Source organism: Pseudolysinimonas yzui (genome assembly GCF_014653215.1).
Classification (GTDB): Bacteria; Actinomycetota; Actinomycetes; order Actinomycetales; family Microbacteriaceae; genus Pseudolysinimonas_A; species Pseudolysinimonas_A yzui.
Genome location: NZ_BNAI01000012.1, coordinates 1 through 16229, shown reverse-complemented (window position 1 = coordinate 16229; position 16229 = coordinate 1). Strand labels below are relative to the sequence as shown.

At 63.3% G+C, this 16229-nt stretch carries 12 protein-coding genes and 2 pseudogenes; 7 read left to right on the top strand and 7 right to left on the bottom strand.

The features are described 5' to 3' along the window. Window positions 1–110 precede the first annotated feature (110 nt). Window positions 111–1220, top strand: a pseudogene (locus tag IE173_RS14765) (IS256 family transposase); the annotation flags it as partial. A 582-nt stretch (window positions 1221–1802) separates the two neighbouring features. On the opposite strand, the gene IE173_RS14760 reads toward IE173_RS14765, so the two are convergent. The 4 genes from IE173_RS14760 to IE173_RS14745 all read right to left on the bottom strand — a co-directional run bounded on the left by IE173_RS14760 (window position 1803) and on the right by IE173_RS14745 (window position 5221). Beyond that, on the bottom strand, window positions 1803–2807 hold the full coding sequence (locus IE173_RS14760; RefSeq protein ID WP_191284289.1) for a LacI family DNA-binding transcriptional regulator: 1005 nt from the start codon (window positions 2805–2807) through the stop codon (window positions 1803–1805). A gap of 382 nt (window positions 2808–3189) precedes the next feature. Next, complete coding sequence (locus IE173_RS14755; RefSeq protein WP_191284288.1) at window positions 3190–3843, bottom strand: cyclase family protein; 654 nt, start codon at window positions 3841–3843, stop codon at window positions 3190–3192. A gap of 47 nt (window positions 3844–3890) precedes the next feature. Then, complete coding sequence (locus IE173_RS15695; protein ID WP_373298481.1) at window positions 3891–4400, bottom strand: gluconokinase; 510 nt, start codon at window positions 4398–4400, stop codon at window positions 3891–3893. A gap of 47 nt (window positions 4401–4447) precedes the next feature. Beyond that, window positions 4448–5221, bottom strand: a complete 774-nt coding sequence (locus tag IE173_RS14745; protein ID WP_191284286.1) for an SDR family NAD(P)-dependent oxidoreductase — start codon at window positions 5219–5221, stop codon at window positions 4448–4450. 107 nt (window positions 5222–5328) lie between these two features. Here IE173_RS14745 and IE173_RS14740 point away from each other — a divergent pair, with 107 nt between their 5' ends. Both IE173_RS14740 and IE173_RS14735 read left to right on the top strand, forming a co-directional pair. After that, window positions 5329–6036 (top strand): SDR family oxidoreductase, encoded by a 708-nt coding sequence (locus IE173_RS14740; protein ID WP_191284321.1) that lies wholly within the window; start codon window positions 5329–5331, stop codon window positions 6034–6036. A 32-nt stretch (window positions 6037–6068) separates the two neighbouring features. Next, window positions 6069–6713, top strand: a complete 645-nt coding sequence (locus IE173_RS14735) for a FadR/GntR family transcriptional regulator (protein ID WP_191284285.1) — start codon at window positions 6069–6071, stop codon at window positions 6711–6713. Between the two features lie 34 nt (window positions 6714–6747). On the opposite strand, the gene IE173_RS14730 is transcribed toward IE173_RS14735, so the two are convergent. From IE173_RS14730 to IE173_RS14720, 3 genes are all read right to left on the bottom strand, one after another. Then, window positions 6748–7527 carry a carbohydrate ABC transporter permease gene (locus IE173_RS14730; RefSeq protein ID WP_308433109.1) on the bottom strand — a complete coding sequence of 260 codons (780 nt, stop codon included), beginning with the start codon at window positions 7525–7527 and terminating at the stop codon, window positions 6748–6750. Between the two features lie 47 nt (window positions 7528–7574). Next, window positions 7575–8495, bottom strand: a complete 921-nt coding sequence (locus IE173_RS14725; protein WP_191284283.1) for a carbohydrate ABC transporter permease — start codon at window positions 8493–8495, stop codon at window positions 7575–7577. An 85-nt stretch (window positions 8496–8580) separates the two neighbouring features. Further along, window positions 8581–9891, bottom strand: a complete 1311-nt coding sequence (locus IE173_RS14720) for an ABC transporter substrate-binding protein (RefSeq protein WP_229842137.1) — start codon at window positions 9889–9891, stop codon at window positions 8581–8583. A gap of 192 nt (window positions 9892–10083) precedes the next feature. Between IE173_RS14720 and IE173_RS14715 the strand changes: the two genes are divergently transcribed. The 4 genes and pseudogenes from IE173_RS14715 to IE173_RS14700 all read left to right on the top strand — a co-directional run. Further along, window positions 10084–12747 carry a family 78 glycoside hydrolase catalytic domain gene (locus tag IE173_RS14715; RefSeq protein WP_461786907.1) on the top strand — a complete coding sequence of 888 codons (2664 nt, stop codon included), beginning with the start codon at window positions 10084–10086 and terminating at the stop codon, window positions 12745–12747. A gap of 94 nt (window positions 12748–12841) precedes the next feature. After that, window positions 12842–13907, top strand: a pseudogene (locus tag IE173_RS14710) (L-rhamnose isomerase). An 828-nt stretch (window positions 13908–14735) separates the two neighbouring features. Beyond that, complete coding sequence (locus IE173_RS14705) at window positions 14736–15482, top strand: DeoR/GlpR family DNA-binding transcription regulator (protein WP_191284281.1); 747 nt, start codon at window positions 14736–14738, stop codon at window positions 15480–15482. Window positions 15483–15529: 47 nt separating this feature from the next. Next, window positions 15530–16229, top strand: a 700-nt coding sequence (locus IE173_RS14700; RefSeq protein WP_191284280.1) for a class II aldolase/adducin family protein, incomplete at its 3' end; no start/stop codon positions are given.

The window sequence follows — 16229 nt, the reverse complement described above, 5'->3', positions numbered from 1 at the left end:
GAGTGAGAACGGACTAAGTACCTCACGACAGGAGATCGCACGATGGCCCTTGATCAGTTTGCCTTGCTCGAGTTGCTCGCCGAGCTGAACTCACCGACACGACTGACCGGATCCGGCAGATGACGGAGCGGCTCTATCAGGAGCTCATCGATGCCGAGGCTGCCGCGGTCATCGGTGCCGGCCCTTACGAGCGCACCGCGGAGCGCACGGCGACTCGGAACGGGGCGAGGCTGCGCACGCTCTCGACCACGGCCGGGGATCTGGAGCTTCGGATCCCGAAGCTGCGGGCTGGCTCGTTCTTCCCGAGCCTGTTGGAACGACGCCGCCGGATCGATCAGGCTCTGTTCGCCGTGGTGATGGAGGCGTACCTGCACGGGGTGTCCACTCGGAAGGTCGATGACCTGGTCAAGGCGCTCGGGGCCGACACGGGCATCTCGAAGTCCGAGGTGTCCCGCATCTGCGCCGGGCTCGATGCTCAGGTGGCAGCGTTCCGCGATCGGTCGCTGGCCGAGATCGCCTACCCCTACGTGTTCCTCGACGCGACCTACTGCAAGGTCCGCATCGATGACCGGGTCGTGTCCCAAGCGATCGTCGTCGCGATCGGTGTCGCCGCCGACGGACGACGCCACGTCCTGGGTTTCGATGTCGGTGACAGCGAGACCGAGGAGTTCTGGAAGGCGTTCCTGCGCTCTCTCAAGGCCCGCGGCCTGCACGGGGTCAAGCTCGTGATCTCCGACGCTCACGCCGGGTTGAAGGCCGCCGCGCAGGTCGTGCTGCAAGGCGCGAGCTGGCAGCGTTGCCGGGTCCACTTCATGCGCAACGTCCTCACCGCACTGCCCAAAGGCCGTCAGGAGATGGTCGCCTCGATCATCCGCACGATCTTCACCCAGCCCGACGCCGAGCACATCGATGCACAGTTCGACGAGGTCGCCCGGATGATCGAGCGCGTCCATCCGAAAGCCGCCGATATGCTCCACGACGCGAGGGCCGACATCCTCGCCTTCGCCGCATTCCCGACCCGGCACTGGCGGCAGATCTGGTCAACCAACCCGCTGGAACGCCTCAACCGCGAGATCAAACGCCGCACCGACGTCGTCGGCATCTTCCCCAACGTCGCCGCCCTACTACGCCTGACCGGCAGCATCCTGGTCGAGCAGCACGACGAATGGGAAGCCGGCGACCGCCGCTACTTCTCCGAAGCCTCGATGGCCGAACTCACCGCCACCCTCACCCCGGTCGACGAGGGGGTGATCCTCACCGAGATTCACCGCCGCCTAAACTACAACCAGCTGATCATCGCAACGAAGCGAAAGACCACCACTCAGAGGGACTCAGCCGCGCGCGACTGCGTCCAGCTGGCCGAGAACCTGAGCGCTCCACGTCACATTCCGCCCGAACTGCTCGAGTCGCTCAGCGTCGAGAGTGCACCAGAGGCTGCAGATTATCCCTACGGTTCGCGGGGACGTGAACAACACAACAGGTAGCGGTCGTCGCACGGGGACCCGCGAGTACGTCGGGACGATGAAATCACGCGAGGACGAACGTGGTTGCAGTTCGGCCTGCGTCATCCGGGAGGGGGCAGTGTGGATGTCGCGGTACGCGTCGCGGGCAACGTCCGGTCCGGCTTCGCCGAAGTCGGAAAACTTCTCGTCCCATGGCGCAGCGCAGCGCCGCCGGGTGGCGGTGGCCCCGTAGCCGTGGAACAGGTCCTCGAAAGTACACGTGGTACCCCCTTGGCTCGCCAGAAGCGTCACTTCGACCGCAGCAGACCCACTCCCGGTCGGCGGCGTCCATTGTGCATGTCAGCGGACGGTTGATGCCCGCACCACGAGCTCTGGTTGGAACACGACCTGGCGTGGCTCGAGCGCGACATCCGCCGCCTCCTCCAGGAGGATCTGTACCGCGGTCTCGCCTATCTCACGACTAGGCTGTCGAATCGACGACAGCGGGACGACTGCCGCGGCCGCGAAGTCGATATCGTCGTAGCCGATCAGAGCAATATCGTCAGGCACGTCAACATCGCCCTGCATGACAAGCGCCTGCAGCACGCCCACGGCGACGAGGTCGTTGGCGGCGAATACCGCATCGGGACGGACGGCGGGCGGCCGAGCGGCAAGGGCCGCTCCGGCCTCGCGGCCGGAGAGAACTGTCAGGCTGGGGATCTCAACGATCTCCAAAGTTGCCCCGCCGTGCTCTGCCACTGCGGCACTTGCACCGGCAAGTCGGTCGGAAACCTGACGGATCGTCAGCGCGCCCGCAACGAATGCAATACGACGGCGGCCGACCGAGAGGAGGTGCTCTACCGCCATACGGCCGCCGGCGACGTCGTCGAGGGAGACAGAACTCACCGACGCCCCCTCCGATCTGCGGTCAACGATTACGACCGGAATCCCTCGCGCTCTCAGGCGCTCAAGTCGGCCGATAATGTCGGATTGCGGGGTGATTAGCACGCCGTGCATTCGTTGCTCTTCGAACAAGTCGAGATACGCCGACTCACGCGCGGGACTGTCGCTGTTGCCGATCAGCACGGTGAGTCCTTCGTCGCTCGCGCGATCCTCGACGCCGCGAGCGAGATCGGTGAAGAAGGGATTGCCAACGTCGTAGACGACTAGACCGATGGAGCGGCTCCGCCCTGCCCTCAGCTGGCGTGCCGCGTCATTGCGACTGAAATCCAAGGCGTCGATCGAGGCTTGAACTCTCGCAACAGTAGCTGGGGCGACTTTTCCGGGGTGATTGAGCACGTTGGAGACGGTGCCGACTGACACGCCAGCGTGCTGGGCAACATCGCGAACACTTGCAGTTGACATGGCTCCCTCCAGATGACTAAGCCGCAATCCCTGACGCAACCTCGCTCTCGTGAGCTCGTGTCGTTGCCACTCATCGACGAAAGCCAGATCCTGCCGCTAACGAATGGCTGACACGTCCCACGTGAGCGAGCCCGCTGAATGCGGTCGATCCCGGTGTCCCGCTGGTGCTAGCGGAATCCCATGCCTTAGCGACCTCGTAGTTTTCGCCGAGGAGAGATCGCGTGATAACGCAGGTCCTGCACGTCGACGATCGTATCGCGGGAGGTTGCCAGGGTATCGTATTGCCCTACGCCCGCCGCGCCCAAGGTCCTGGCGGAAGTTGCCGCCGCGGCAGCGTCGCTCGCCGCGCCCATAGCCTGAAGCTACGTGCTTGCAGGCGGTGCTAACGCTCGCCGATCGCATCGAGCGGGACAAGTACCGCGCGAGCAGGCGCTGCCTCCGAGCCCAAGAGACGCAAGGGCAGGCAGTAGAGAACGTAGCGGCCCGGAGGAACCTGGCGCAGGTCAATCCCCTCAAGGATGGCGACACGGGCTCCAAGGAGTGTCCGATGCGCTGGAAAACCCTCGGCGCCGTAAACCTCGATCGCGATGTAGTCGATCCCGATCAGGCTCGCCCCCGCCTCGACAAGCGCTGCCGCACCCGAAACGGTTACGGCAACGTAGCTTGGATCGAACTCAGTTCGCTCAAGGCGGTGGCCAGAGTTTGAGGTTTTGAACAAGACGCGTCCTGCGGGCCGCGGCAGCGATAGGGCTTCCACCACCTCTCGAGTGATTGCCTTCGCGCTCTCGGGGATTTCAACCACGATCGATGGTCCGATTAGTCGGTCGAGAGCTATGTGAGAAACGTCATCCCCGTCGGCAAAGAAGTGCGACGGGCCTTCGACGTGCGTGCCGCAATGGGAGCCAAGAATCCAGTTGCTCGCATTGGACTCTTCCGACCGATCCAGCCGAGTGTCCCAGCCCTGCACCGGAGTAGTGCTGCCGGGCCAATGGAGCATCCGCTCGTGCACCTCCATCGAGATATCGAACAGGTCCAACTTAATCTCCTCATCCTAGGGTTGCTTCCACCGGGCCCCGGCACTCATTAGCTGTCGACAGCGGGCGACTGCGGTATCGTTCCGGGCCCAAGGTGGCCAAGTCGCTCGAGGATCGTCCTGACCACCCGGTCTGGCCCCACCCCAACTGCAACAGTGAACGCGGCCTCATCCGGTTGAGGGGGTTCAAGCACGGAATACTGGGACCCCAAGAGCTCGACTGGCATGAAGTCGTGTGAGCGTGACATTGTTCGTTTCAGCACTACTCGGCGATCGCCCTTCAGGTAGACAAACTGAGCGTCAGGCACCCAGTCTCGAATTCGGTCTCGGTACGTTCGACGGAGAGCCGAGCATGCGACAACAGATCGGGGCGCCAGCGCGAGTGTCTCGCCAAGACGATCCAGCCACGGCATCCGATCCTCGTCGGATAACGGGCGACCTGAAGCCATTTTGATCCGGCCTGCCTTCGAGTGGAACTCGTCGCCTTCGATGAAGGCCATGCCTAGCTCGGATGCCAGTCGAACGCCGATTGTTGACTTGCCGCACCCTGAGACGCCCATCAAGACGATGGGGAGTTGGACCCCGCGTTCGTTCACAAACTGCCTGCTCAGGATCCCATTCCCGCCAGCTCGTAGGCGCGGTTCGGCATCTGCGTGGAGAACTTTCCGCCACTCACTTCGACGAGGGTTCCTGTGATGTAGGAAGCAGCGTCACTGGCAAGAAAGCAGACGAGGTCGCCGATATCACCAAAGTGGCCCCAGCGACGTATCGACAAAGTATCGAGCAGTCGCTCCTGCGAAGGTGTGTCCATCGTCGCGAAATTGTTGATTGCGGTGGGGACCATGCCAGGCGCGTACGCATTAACCGTCACGTTCCACGGTCCGAGCTCGCTCGCTAGGACCCTCGTAAACTGGACGACCGCCGACTTGGACGCTGCGTAGGCTGCACTCCCAACGCTCGGAATCACAGCAGCAAAAGATGACGCGTTGATGATTCTGCCCGAGCGCTGCGCCTTCATGACGGGAATCACTGCCTGACTCGCCAAGAAGACGCCGCCCACGTTCACGTCGAAGCACCTCCTCCACTGTTCGTGGTCTAGGTCCTCCACCGCACCCTCGACATTGATCCCGGCGTTGTTGACGAGAACATCGATCCGGCCATGGGAGTGCGTGACCTGGCCGACCGCCGCCATCACGGACGCCGGATCGCTGATGTCGCATGGCAGTAACGTCAGGGCCTCATGCTCGACGAGGTCGCCAAATGACAGGTCAAGCGCTGCCACGCGACAGCCCTCTTCTAAGAATCGATCCACCAGCGCCCGGCCGATCCCGCGCGCGCCGCCTGTTACAACCACAACTCGCGAACTCAGGTCTATGTGCATCACGTCTTCCTTTCTCGGTCGGATTCGTATGTGAATAAGCATACTATTGAGAACCACAAGGCCGAGAGTGGGAGTGAGAACAATTGACTGAAGTTGCAGCGAGCCGGGTGCTTTGGGTGACGGGCGCTGGTAGCGGAGTTGGGCGCGCCACTGCGATTGCGGCGGCGCGGGATGGCTGGTGGGTTGTCGCGAGCGGTCGCCGAGTTGAGGCGCTTGAACGTACGGTGTTTGAGATCGAATCCGCCGGAGGTCGAGGGCAAGTTCTGCCGCTCGACGTCCGAGATGGGGCCGCCGTTAGGTTGGCCAGCAAGGTCGTCCGGGAGAGATGGGGTCGCGTCGATGCCTTGGTACTCTCGGCTGGCCTCAATGCTCGTCGACGTCGTTGGGCAGACCAATCAATGGATGAGTTTCGTGAGATCGTAGACACCAATCTCACCTCGACCGCGACAGTGATCGATGCTGCCCTTTCAGACCTCCGCTCAAGCCGCGGGTCGGTGGTCGTCGTCTCGTCGCAGTCGGCTTGGCAGTTCAATGCTGGAGCTGGCGTTGCCTACAGCGCCAGCAAAGCCGGGCTCGCGGCACTCTGTCGGACTCTGAACAATCAAGAAAGGTCAGCCGGTGTGCGAGCGTGCTGCCTGTACCCTGGCGACATCGCTACTGAGTTCTTGCGGCACCGACCAGCGGTGCCTGACGAAGCGTCGCAAAAGCTGATGCTGATGCCTGAGGACGTTGCTCGCGTAGTCTGCTTCGTCATCAACTCGCCGCCGCACGTTCGCATTGACGAACTCGTGCTTACGCCGGTCTCCCAAGCGTGAGTGCGTCGCTTCCGGGCGGAGTATTCGAGAGGGTGCTCAACGAGTTGGGCTCGGCCATCCTTTCCGGAGAGATGGACGAAGGTCACCGCGAGACGGTTGATTCTCTCGTGTGGAAGACCGGAGCGTCCAGAAGCGTCGTTCGCGAAGCAACGCGCGTTCTCGTATCCCTCGGTCTTCTGAAGGCCGGCCGCCGAGTCGGTCTGCGCGTGCTTGGGCACCACGAATGGAACACTCTTCACCCTCGTGTCGTTCGGTGGCGGCTCGCTTCACCCGACCGGGCAAGGCAGCTCTCGGAACTTCGTGATCTGCGGCATGCGGTCGAGCCTGAAGCCGCGCGCCTCGCAGCGCTTCGGCGGGGCGACGGGCAGGTCACAGCGCTCCTACGTGCGACCGCCGAGCTAGGCGACGCCCGTGACGATCCGGAACGGTTCCTTCACGCCGATCGTAAGGTCCATGGGCTCGTCCTGGCGAGCTCTGGCAACCTCATGTTCGCCAGGCTGCAGGGTGTCGTCGATGAAGCGCTAAGGGATAGAGCTTTCGGGCCGAACGCAGTCGCCGAGGTAGCTCACCATGACCTCACTCTCCACTATCTGCTTGTCGAGGCGATCAAGGATCAGGATGCGCCCCGTGCTCATGCCACCTCAAGGGAGATCGTGGAGCGGGCGTTCCTCGACTAGTTCCTCTGACAGCCGGCCGAGCCGCTTCTCCCGATTAGCCCTTGAGCGCGCCGGTCATTCCAGCAACAATCTGCCGGTTGAAGAGGATAAACATCACGAGCGGGGGGATGGTGATGAGCAAGATGTTCATGAAGAGCAGGTTCCACTCGGTCTTGAACTGGCTCTGGAAGTTGAAAAGGGTCAACTGCACCGTTGCGTTGGCATCTCCGGGAAGGAAGTAGAGGGGATTAGTGAAGTCGTTGAACACCGCGACGGACTGCACCACGATCACGGTAACGATGACAGGGCGGAGCAGGGGGAACACGACCTGAAAGAAGAGTCGGATGGGACCGGCGCCATCGAGGAGGGCTGCCTCGTCGAGTTCGCGGGGCACAGTTGAAATGAATGCGCGAAAAAGAAGCACGGCAAACGAAAGCCCAAAGGCAATCTCGATCAGTATCAGGCCGTGCAGTGTCTTGAAGATCCCGAGTTCTTGCATTACCCAAATCGTCGGGACTACCGCCGGCGGAATGATCAATCCGGATAGTACGACAAAATCGATGACCCTTCCCCAGCGCCCTTGTCGGCGTTCAGCGACCCAGGCTGCCATCGCACCGAGGATCACCATTCCAGCGACGCTGGCTACGGTAAGCAGGGTGCTGTTGATGAAGGCAGTAAGGAGCATGTAGTCGCGGGCTTGGATCACCTCCACAACGTTGTCCCACAGCCGAATCTCGGAAGGCCAGGTGAACTCGAGGAGGGAGGCTTCTTGCGGACCCTTCACGGCAGTGACGATGATAAAGATGAAGGGAATGACGAAGATGACGAAGGTCACGACGATCGCGACAACACCAAGCCACGATCGACGGATTGCGCGACGCATTAGTGAGTCACCTTTCGGTTGAGAACCCAAGTTAGCGGCAGGATTATTGCCGTGACAAGCAAGAACAGAATGACGTTTCCTGCCGTTGAAAGGCCGTAGAATCCGGCCTGGTACTGCTTGTAGATCACGGAGGCGATAACGTCAGAGGTGAAGCCTGGGCCCCCACGGGTCATGGCCCAGATCAGATCGAAGGACCGAAGTCCGCCGATGAGTGACAAAATGATCACCGTCACCGTCGCTGGGCGTGCAAGCGGCAAGATGATATTCACAAAGGTCGTCCATGGTCCAGCTCCATCGACCCGCGAGGCCTCAAAGTACTCTTGCGGAATCGAGACGATACCCGCGACGTAGATCACGGTCGCAAGACCTACCCCCTTCCATACGTCCACGAGAGCGACAGAGATGAGAGCCAAGGTCGGATCAGTGAGCCAGTAGGGGCCTTGAATTCCAACCAGCGCTAGCACCTGATTGATAAGGCCTTCCGTTGGGTGCATCAAGACCGAGAAGGTGATGCCAACCCCGATCGTGCTCACCAGCACTGGGAAGAAAACGACGGAGCGCAGCCAACCTCGCGCAATGATCCTCGAGGTGAGCAGCACGCCGAGCGCCATTCCGATGACGACCTTCAGGCCCGATGTGACCGCCGCGTACACAAACGTGTTCACCAAACCTTGCACGAGGTTGGGTTCCCGAAAGAACTGAACAAAATTCGCGAACCCGATGAAGGTCGAGGTGAATAGCGTCCATCGTGTGAGGCTGAAGTAGAAACTTGCAAACGTCGGCACGAGAAACAGCACGGCGTAGATCAGGGCAGGGGCGATGAAGAACCAGTATGGGTAAGCGCTGTGAACTCGGCGCCGGGCTGAATGCGACCGGCGACTTGCCGCGGGGGTGTTCGCGCGGATCCGGGCTGTGGCCATGATTAGTCTCCATCAAGGGGAAGGTCCGGCCCCGCCGCGTCGGCGGGGCCGGACTCGTCGTCAGTCTTCTTGCGGGTTCAGGCCGTTACCAGCCCTCAAGGCCGAGTTGCTGGGCTTGCTTCTCGACATCGACGTCGTACTGCGCCGCGCCATCCGCCGCCGACGTGATACCCGAGCCCACCGCAACGGTGATCTGCTCAAGTCCCGGTCCCTTGATCGGGCTGAGGAACTCGAGAGCAGGGTACGCGCCACCCTCCACCTGGAAGTAGGGCAGAAGGTCGCTCACGACCCTGGGGACGTCATTCGGAAGCGTGCAGCCCTCCACGAAGTAGGGCCCGCCCGCTCCGACCGCATCGGTCAGCGCATCGCACCCGTCCACGGATGCGATGAACGCCAGGAACTTCTTCGCCGCCTCGAGCTTTGCACCCTCGGTGGTAACCGGGATGTACGCGCCCGCGCTCAACCAGGTGGTGAGAGGGTTCGTCCCCGCGTCATTGCCCGGAAGAGCAAAGAATCCGACATCGTTGAGCTGGTCCGGGTAGTTGGCCTCGAGGGTTGTGACCGCGAAGGTCAGCATCGGGTAGTGGGCTCCCTCCCCGGTGGCGACCATCCGCACTCCGTCGTCGAAGGTCGCGGAACCGAAGTCTGCGTTCAGCAACCCCTTCTCAAACACCTCCTGCAGGTGCTCGAACCCGGCGCGAGCGGAATCATCGGTGGCGTACTTCACCTCGTTGGCCGTGTACCGATCTGCCCACTCGGGGTTGTCGGCCAGCACGTTGGCGAAGTCGCCAAGAACAAACAGTTGGGAAGTCCAAGTGTCCGCGTACGTCTGGATGATCGCGGTCTTCCCCGCCTCCTGGATCGCTTCGCTGTTGGCGATGAACTCATCCCAAGTCTTCGGAACGCTGAGCCCGAGCTCTTCATAGATGGGAATGTTATAGAGGACCCCGCCGCCCATGGCAGTGCCTACCGGGACACCGTAGACGTTGCCTCCTGCCGTGACGCCGGCCTTGAAACTATCGACCACATTGCCGACGATCGTGTCATCAAGCGGGACGAGGGTTTGCTCAGGCGAGAGGGCCTGGAACAACGATCCTGCGTTGTACCAGAAGACGTCAGACATATCTCCGGTCGCAAGGCGGGTCTTGACCACATTGTCGCCGTCGGCGCCCTGCGGGCGCGTTTCTACCGTCACCGTGATGTCCGGGTTTTCCGCATTGAACGCGTCGACGAGCGCTTCCGAGCGCTGGACCGTCGGATCGCCGTTGTCGACGAGGAACGTGATTTCGACCGGCCCGGACTCAGCGGCGGGAGTGCAACCCGCCAGGGCGAGTCCCAGGATGCCGGCTCCAGCGGCTGCCACCACCATCGCCCGTCGTGCTTTGTGAACAAGCATTCTCTAACCTCCATGTTTGTGAGCACGAGCGCCAGTGCCCGCGGCTCAAAGTTGAAACGGTTCAACATGGGCAAGATAGGACGGGGGTCCGAACTTGTCAAACGTTTTCTCGTAACGATAGAGTAACGCGCACTTGGGAGTTGAAACGTTTCTCACGTTGATGATCCAGCGAAACGAAAGAAGGTCTGTCACATGAAATCACAGAGCCCGGATGGGGCGTTCGACTTTTCGACGCGAGTCGTGATCGTGACAGGACCTACCCCGCTTGGACTCCTCGGCGTGCCCACAGGCCCCCAACGTGTCTCGTGGAAAGTGGAATCATCCACCGCCGGGACGCGCCAGCTGGCTTACGAGATCGAGAGCGCTGTTGACTTGGACTTCAACCATCAGCCGACATCGAGCGGCGAGATCGAGTCGTCGCTTTCTATCGGTGTGGACGTGCCCGGCCTCGCGCTGAAGAGTCGCGAGACTCGGCACGTTAGGGTCCGAATCCGAACACAGCTTGGTTGGACGGAATGGAGTCCACCCCTCCGCCTTGAAGCCGGACTGGGCTCACCGAGCGACTGGAGTGCCGTCGCCGTCGGCGTCCCTTCTCAGGAGCTAGGTCCGTCGCCGCTCCTTCGCCACGAGTTCAGCCTGCGCGACGCCCCCGCCCGGGCCCGGCTCTACGTCACCTCGCTCGGACTAAACGACGTCGAGATCAATGGACAACGCGCCAGCGACACGCTCCTTGCGCCGGGCTGGACGCCGTACCACAAGCGGTTGCTTGTGGCCACCTACGACGTCACCGGCCTACTAACGGAAGGGCCGAATGCGATCGGGGCGACGTTGTCCGACGGGTGGTATCGGGGCACGTTGGGGTGGGAAGGAAAAAGTGCCTTCTACGGCGAGGAACTTGCCTTACTCGCTCAGCTGGAGCTGGACCACTACGACGGTACCAGCGAGCGAATCGTCACAGGCACACACTGGCGTGGGTCGTTCGGATCGGTGCGTGCTTCAGGCATCTACCACGGCAGTGACATCGACCTACGCGCTCACCCGGCTGGCTGGAGCACCCCAGGATTTGATGACACAGGCTGGGACGCCGCCCACGAGGTCCCTCTCGATCGCGCCATCTTGGAGCCCCAAACCGCCCCCCCCGTGCGTCGGGTGGCGGACTTCCCGATGACGCCATTGGATCTCCCGCAGGGGGCGGTCTTCGATGCTGGCCAAAACGTCTCCGGATGGGTACGACTCGTTGTCGATGGTCGTGAGGGGCAGACGGTTACGGTCCGACACGCAGAAGTCCTCGAGCTCGACGGATCGCTCCATACTCGATCGCTGCGCAAAGCACGCGCCACTGACACGTATATCCTCGCGGCAGACGGCATTCAGGCGTTGGAGCCGGCGTTCACGTTTCACGGCTTCCGGTTTGCCGATGTAGTCAGTCAAGCGCGCGTTGTGTCCGCGACCGCGATCGCAATCAGCAGTGATCTCCCAATACGAGGTGATCTAGAGACCGCTGAACCCGCGCTCAACCAACTCCACGCTAACGTCCGCTGGTCGCAGCGCGACAACTTTGTCTCCGTTCCGACCGACTGTCCGCAGCGAGACGAGCGTCTCGGCTGGACCGGCGACGCTCAGGCATTCGCGGCCACTGCAAACACCCTGTTCGACTCGCAGTCATTTTGGCTGTCGTGGCTGCGCGATCTGGAGCTCGAGCAGGCGCCTGATGGTGGCGTCGCCTCCGTCGTGCCCAACGTCCTGAGTAACGAGTCGTTCAGGGTCAACGGCGAAGGTCGCGACCTCTTTGGCCGAGCGGGCTGGGCTGACGCGGCATCCATTGTGCCTTGGAGCGTGTACGAGTCCTACGGTGACCTGGCGCCGCTGCGCCAGCAGCTCATTAGTATGCGCCGATGGGTCGATCATCTCGATGCGCGCCGGGGCAAAGCGCCTTTGCTTCCGACTCAGTTCCAGTTCGGCGATTGGCTTGACCCCGATGCTCCAAGCGAGGAGCCGTGGGCTTCCAAGGTCGATTCGGACTTCGTAGCTAACGCGTTCTTCTCTCGGGTCGCTCGCATCCAGTCGTGGACCGAGCACTTGGTGGGTGATCCATTGCTCGCGGATCACTACGCAGCGATGGCAGACATGATCGCGAGTGCCGCGTGGTCGAAGTGGGGGGAACGGGCGACCACGACCCAGACCGGCTGCGCGCTTGCGCTAGAGTTTGGCATCGCGCCCCCCGAAGATCGCCACCGGGTAGGGGCCGCTCTCGCGGAAAACGTTCGGACGAACCGCGGCCGAATCTCGACGGGCTTCCTTGGTACGCCTCTCGTGCTGCACGCGCTTTCCTCCGCCGGTCACATCGACGAGGCGTACCTGATGCTGCTTTGTCGCGAAGCCCCTTCATGGCTGTATCAGGTCGACCGCGGCGCTACCACCGTATGGGAGCGCTGGGATGCCCTTCGCCCGGACGGGTCGATCCACCCAGGCAACATGGCCAACCACGAGGACGCCCAGATGCTCTCCTTCAATCACTACGCCTACGGGTCGGTGGTTGACTGGCTCTACCGCACAGTGGCGGGCCTTGCGCCTGATCCCGGCGCACCCGGGTACCGGCGCATCCGTGTCGCCCCAAGGCCTGCTGCGAGCGTTCCATGGGCTCGCGCTTCTATTGAAACTCGCCTCGGCGCAGCCTCAATTGACTGGTCGCTAGTCTCGGGCGGCGCCCTCGAAATCACTCTCAGGATCCCGTTCGGGGCCGAAGCCGTGCTCGATCTGCCTCTGACAAGCCGGTCCACGGTCTCAACCGATCTCGTACTTGAGCACGGGACCCACCACATTCGCGTAACGGAACCCGCAGTTTCAGGCACCTGAGACTGCACGCGGCCAGCCGACCGGCGTGAGGCTTGTGTTGCGAAAGTCTGGGACGTAGGGTGCTTTGAAACGATTCATAGCCGAAGGATACGAGTTGTTGAACTTTCCGTTGCTCGCCGATCAAGCCATCGAGCTGCCCTCCTGGGCGTTCGGTAACTCCGGCACCCGCTTCCGCGTGTTCACCACCCGCGGCACGGCGCGCACTCCCGAAGAGAAGATCGCGGATGCCGCTCAGGTGAACAAGTTCACCGGGCTCGCCCCATCGGTGGCCCTCCACATCCCGTGGGACAAGGTCGACGACTACGCTGCCCTCAGCGTCTACGCCGGCGAGCACGGTGTCGCCCTCGGCACGATCAATTCGAACACCTTCCAAGACGAGGAGTACAAGTTCGGCAGCCTCGCGTCGACGGATGCCGCAGCCCGCCGGCGTGCGATCAATCACCACCTCGAGTGCATCGAAATCATGCATGCGACAGGATCACGCGATCTCAAGATCTGGCTCGCCGACGGCACCAACTACCCCGGGCAGGACGACTTCCGCCGCCGTCAGGACCACCTCTCGGAGTCGCTCGCCGAGATCTACGCCCGCATCGGCGAGAACCAGCGCCTGGTGCTCGAGTACAAGTTCTTCGAGCCCGCGTTCTACCACACGGACGTTCCTGATTGGGGCACCGCCTACGCTCAGGTCGCCGCCCTCGGTGAGCGGGCGGTTGTATGCCTGGACACCGGGCACCACGCGCCNCGACCTCATTGTCGGGGCGGCCGACCCATTCCAGCTGTTCCGCATCATGACCGAGGTCGTGCGCGGGGGCGGCTACGGCCCCGACTCCGATGTTGCCTTCATGCTCGACCAGTGCCACAACGTCGAGGAGAAGATACCCGGTCAGATCCGGTCGGTGCTCAACGTGCAGGAGATGACGGCCCGTGCGCTGCTCATCGACCGAGATGCACTCGACGCCGCTCAACGCTCGAACGACGTGCTGCTAGCCAATGCGATTCTCATGGACGCGTTCTACACCGATGTGCGCCCGGCCCTCGCAGCCTGGCGTGAGTCGCGCGGACTGCCAGCCGACCCGGTCGCCGCCTTCTGGGGCAGCGGCTACCAAGAACGCATCGTCGCCGAACGCGTCGGCGGTACACCATCGGGATGGGGAGCGTGACGATGGTCAACCCCGACGGTGTGGCGCATCCCATGGCCGTTGGTGGCGGCCGCGTTCCTGCGGTGGGCGGCACCCGAAGCTGATCGCCAAGATTGCGTTGACGGCGCCGGTGCCGGTGCCGGTGTCCGACGCCAATGACCCGCGCTTCCTTGCGCTGGAGACCCGCCCGCCCCCGACCCGCTGCATCATCGAATCCTTCGCCAGTTCACTCGCACGCGGTGCACACGGCGAGTGAACTGAGCGGGCGACGCGCGTGAGCCATCATCATCGGACGAAGCTTTCAGAACGACTCTGCCAGCTCACCGACGACCGCTTTCAGCCGCCGATCTCGGCGTCGAGAGCTGCAGCCTTCACTTTGAGTCGACGTGCCTAGACCCGGCGGAGGCGTTGTCGGTGCCCTTCGTGATGAGGCCCAACCCGCCAGGCTGGTACGGATCGCGAAAAGCCGAGTTGCGTGCCACCAAGGACCCGAGCACGAGCCACCGTTGGAGACGATCCTCGGGGACGAGTACCACCCGCCACCATTGCAGCCGCCGGGCGCCCGTAGGAGCGGGTTTCCATCGACGCGGACGGTTCCGCCAGCGCGCGGATCGACGCCGACGAGGGCGCGGGCTATCTCACTCCGACCCGCGCCGACCAGGCCGGGCAAGCACGACGACCCTTTCGCAGGCGGGCGCTTCGAAGATCACGCGGTGAAGGCTCGGGGGTGGGCGAGCCCCTCGGGAAAAGCTTCGTCTCGTGCGACCGTCTGAGGATGGCAGCTCTCATCCCGTAACGCACGGGTAGGCCGCGAAGCCCGGGTCATCGAGCACGGCTACGCTGACGCCCATGGCGACCCTTCTCGGCGAGGAACGACGAGCGCGACTGCTCGAGATCCTCACCCGCGACGGTGCGCTGCGCCTCGACCCGGTCGCCGAGGAGCTCGGCGTCTCGGCGATGACGGTTCGGCGCGACCTCGACGATCTCGAAGCGGAGGGGCTCGCGCGGCGGGTGCGCGGCGGTGCGGTCGCACCCGTGCTGCCTCGCCCGTTCGGCGAGCGGATGTCGACCCGCTCCTCGTCGAAGTCGATCATCGCGCGCAAGGCGCTCGACCTGGTGCCGACGACCGGCGCGGTCGCGTTCGACGCCTCGACGACGAGCGGGGTGCTGGTCGGCGAGATCACGGCGCGCGACCTCGTGGTCGCCACGAACTCGATCGACAACGCGGCAACCGCCCGACGCCGCCCGGGGGTGCGCTCGGTGCTCATCGGCGGGGAACTCGACGAGCGCTCGGGCAGCTTCGTCGGCCCGGTCGCCTGCCGGGCCGCGGCCGCACTCGGCTACGCGCGCTTCTTCACTTCGGCGTCGGCGGTCTCGGAGAGCGGAACGAGCGAAGTGTCGCTCGAGGAAGCGCAGCTCAAAGGGGTCTTCGCCGACTGCGCCGAGGAGACGATCCTGTTGCTCGACGCCTCGAAACTCGGACGTGTTGCGGTGGCTCATGCGTTCGATTGGGCGCGCATCGACGTGCTCGTCACCGACCTCGACCCGGGCGACGATCGCCTGGACCCCTACCGCAATCTCACCGAGGTACGCTAGAGTCACGTCTTGTTCGATCTAACAAAATCTTACAAGGACGTTTTGACATGGCTTCCACCCCCCACGACCTCATCGCCCGCAGCAACAAACTCGGGTCCGACCCGCGCGTCACCAACTACGGCGGCGGCAACACATCGGCCAAGGGCACCGCGACCGACCCGGTCACGGGAGAGCCCGTCGAGCTGCTGTGGGTCAAGGGATCCGGCGGCGACCTCGGCACGCTGACCGAGGCGGGGCTCGGCGTGCTCAACCTCGCGCGTATCGAAGCCCTCAAGGCCACCTACCCCGGCGTCGACCGCGAAGACGAGATGGTCGCGGCGCTCGACTACTGCCGGCACGGCCTCGGCGGAGCGGCTCCGAGCATCGACACCTTCATGCACGCGTTCGTCGATGCCGCGCACGTCGACCACCTTCATCCCGACTCCGGCATCGCGTTCGCTACCGCGAAAGACGGCGAGAAGCTGACGAAGAGGGCTTTCGGCGACAAGGTCGTCTGGGTGCCGTGGCGTCGCCCCGGCTTCCAGCTCGGGCTCGACATCGCCGCCATCAAGGCCGCCAACCCGGGCGCGATCGGCTGCATCCTCGGCGGCCACGGCATCACCGCGTGGGGCCGCACGAGTGCCGAGGCGCAGAAGAACAGCCTCTGGATCATCACGACCGCCGAGGATTACATCGCGGCGAAGGGCAAGAAGTCCCCGTTCGGCACGACGGTCGCGAAGAACAAGGCCCTGCCGCCCGCCGAGCGTC

What these genes read in the sequence shown, in the direction of transcription:
- IE173_RS14760 (WP_191284289.1), bottom strand. Translation starts at nt 2,807, where the DNA reads ATGTCAACTGCAAGTGTTCGCGATGTTGCCCAGCACGCTGGCGTGTCA.
- IE173_RS15695 (WP_373298481.1), bottom strand. Translation starts at nt 4,400, where the DNA reads ATGGGCGTCTCAGGGTGCGGCAAGTCAACAATCGGCGTTCGACTGGCA.
- IE173_RS14745 (WP_191284286.1), bottom strand. Translation starts at nt 5,221, where the DNA reads ATGCACATAGACCTGAGTTCGCGAGTTGTGGTTGTAACAGGCGGCGCG.
- IE173_RS14725 (WP_191284283.1), bottom strand. Translation starts at nt 8,495, where the DNA reads ATGGCCACAGCCCGGATCCGCGCGAACACCCCCGCGGCAAGTCGCCGG.
- IE173_RS14720 (WP_229842137.1), bottom strand. Translation starts at nt 9,891, where the DNA reads ATGCTTGTTCACAAAGCACGACGGGCGATGGTGGTGGCAGCCGCTGGA.
- IE173_RS14715 (WP_461786907.1), top strand. Translation starts at nt 10,084, where the DNA reads ATGAAATCACAGAGCCCGGATGGGGCGTTCGACTTTTCGACGCGAGTC.
- IE173_RS14705 (WP_191284281.1), top strand. Translation starts at nt 14,736, where the DNA reads ATGGCGACCCTTCTCGGCGAGGAACGACGAGCGCGACTGCTCGAGATC.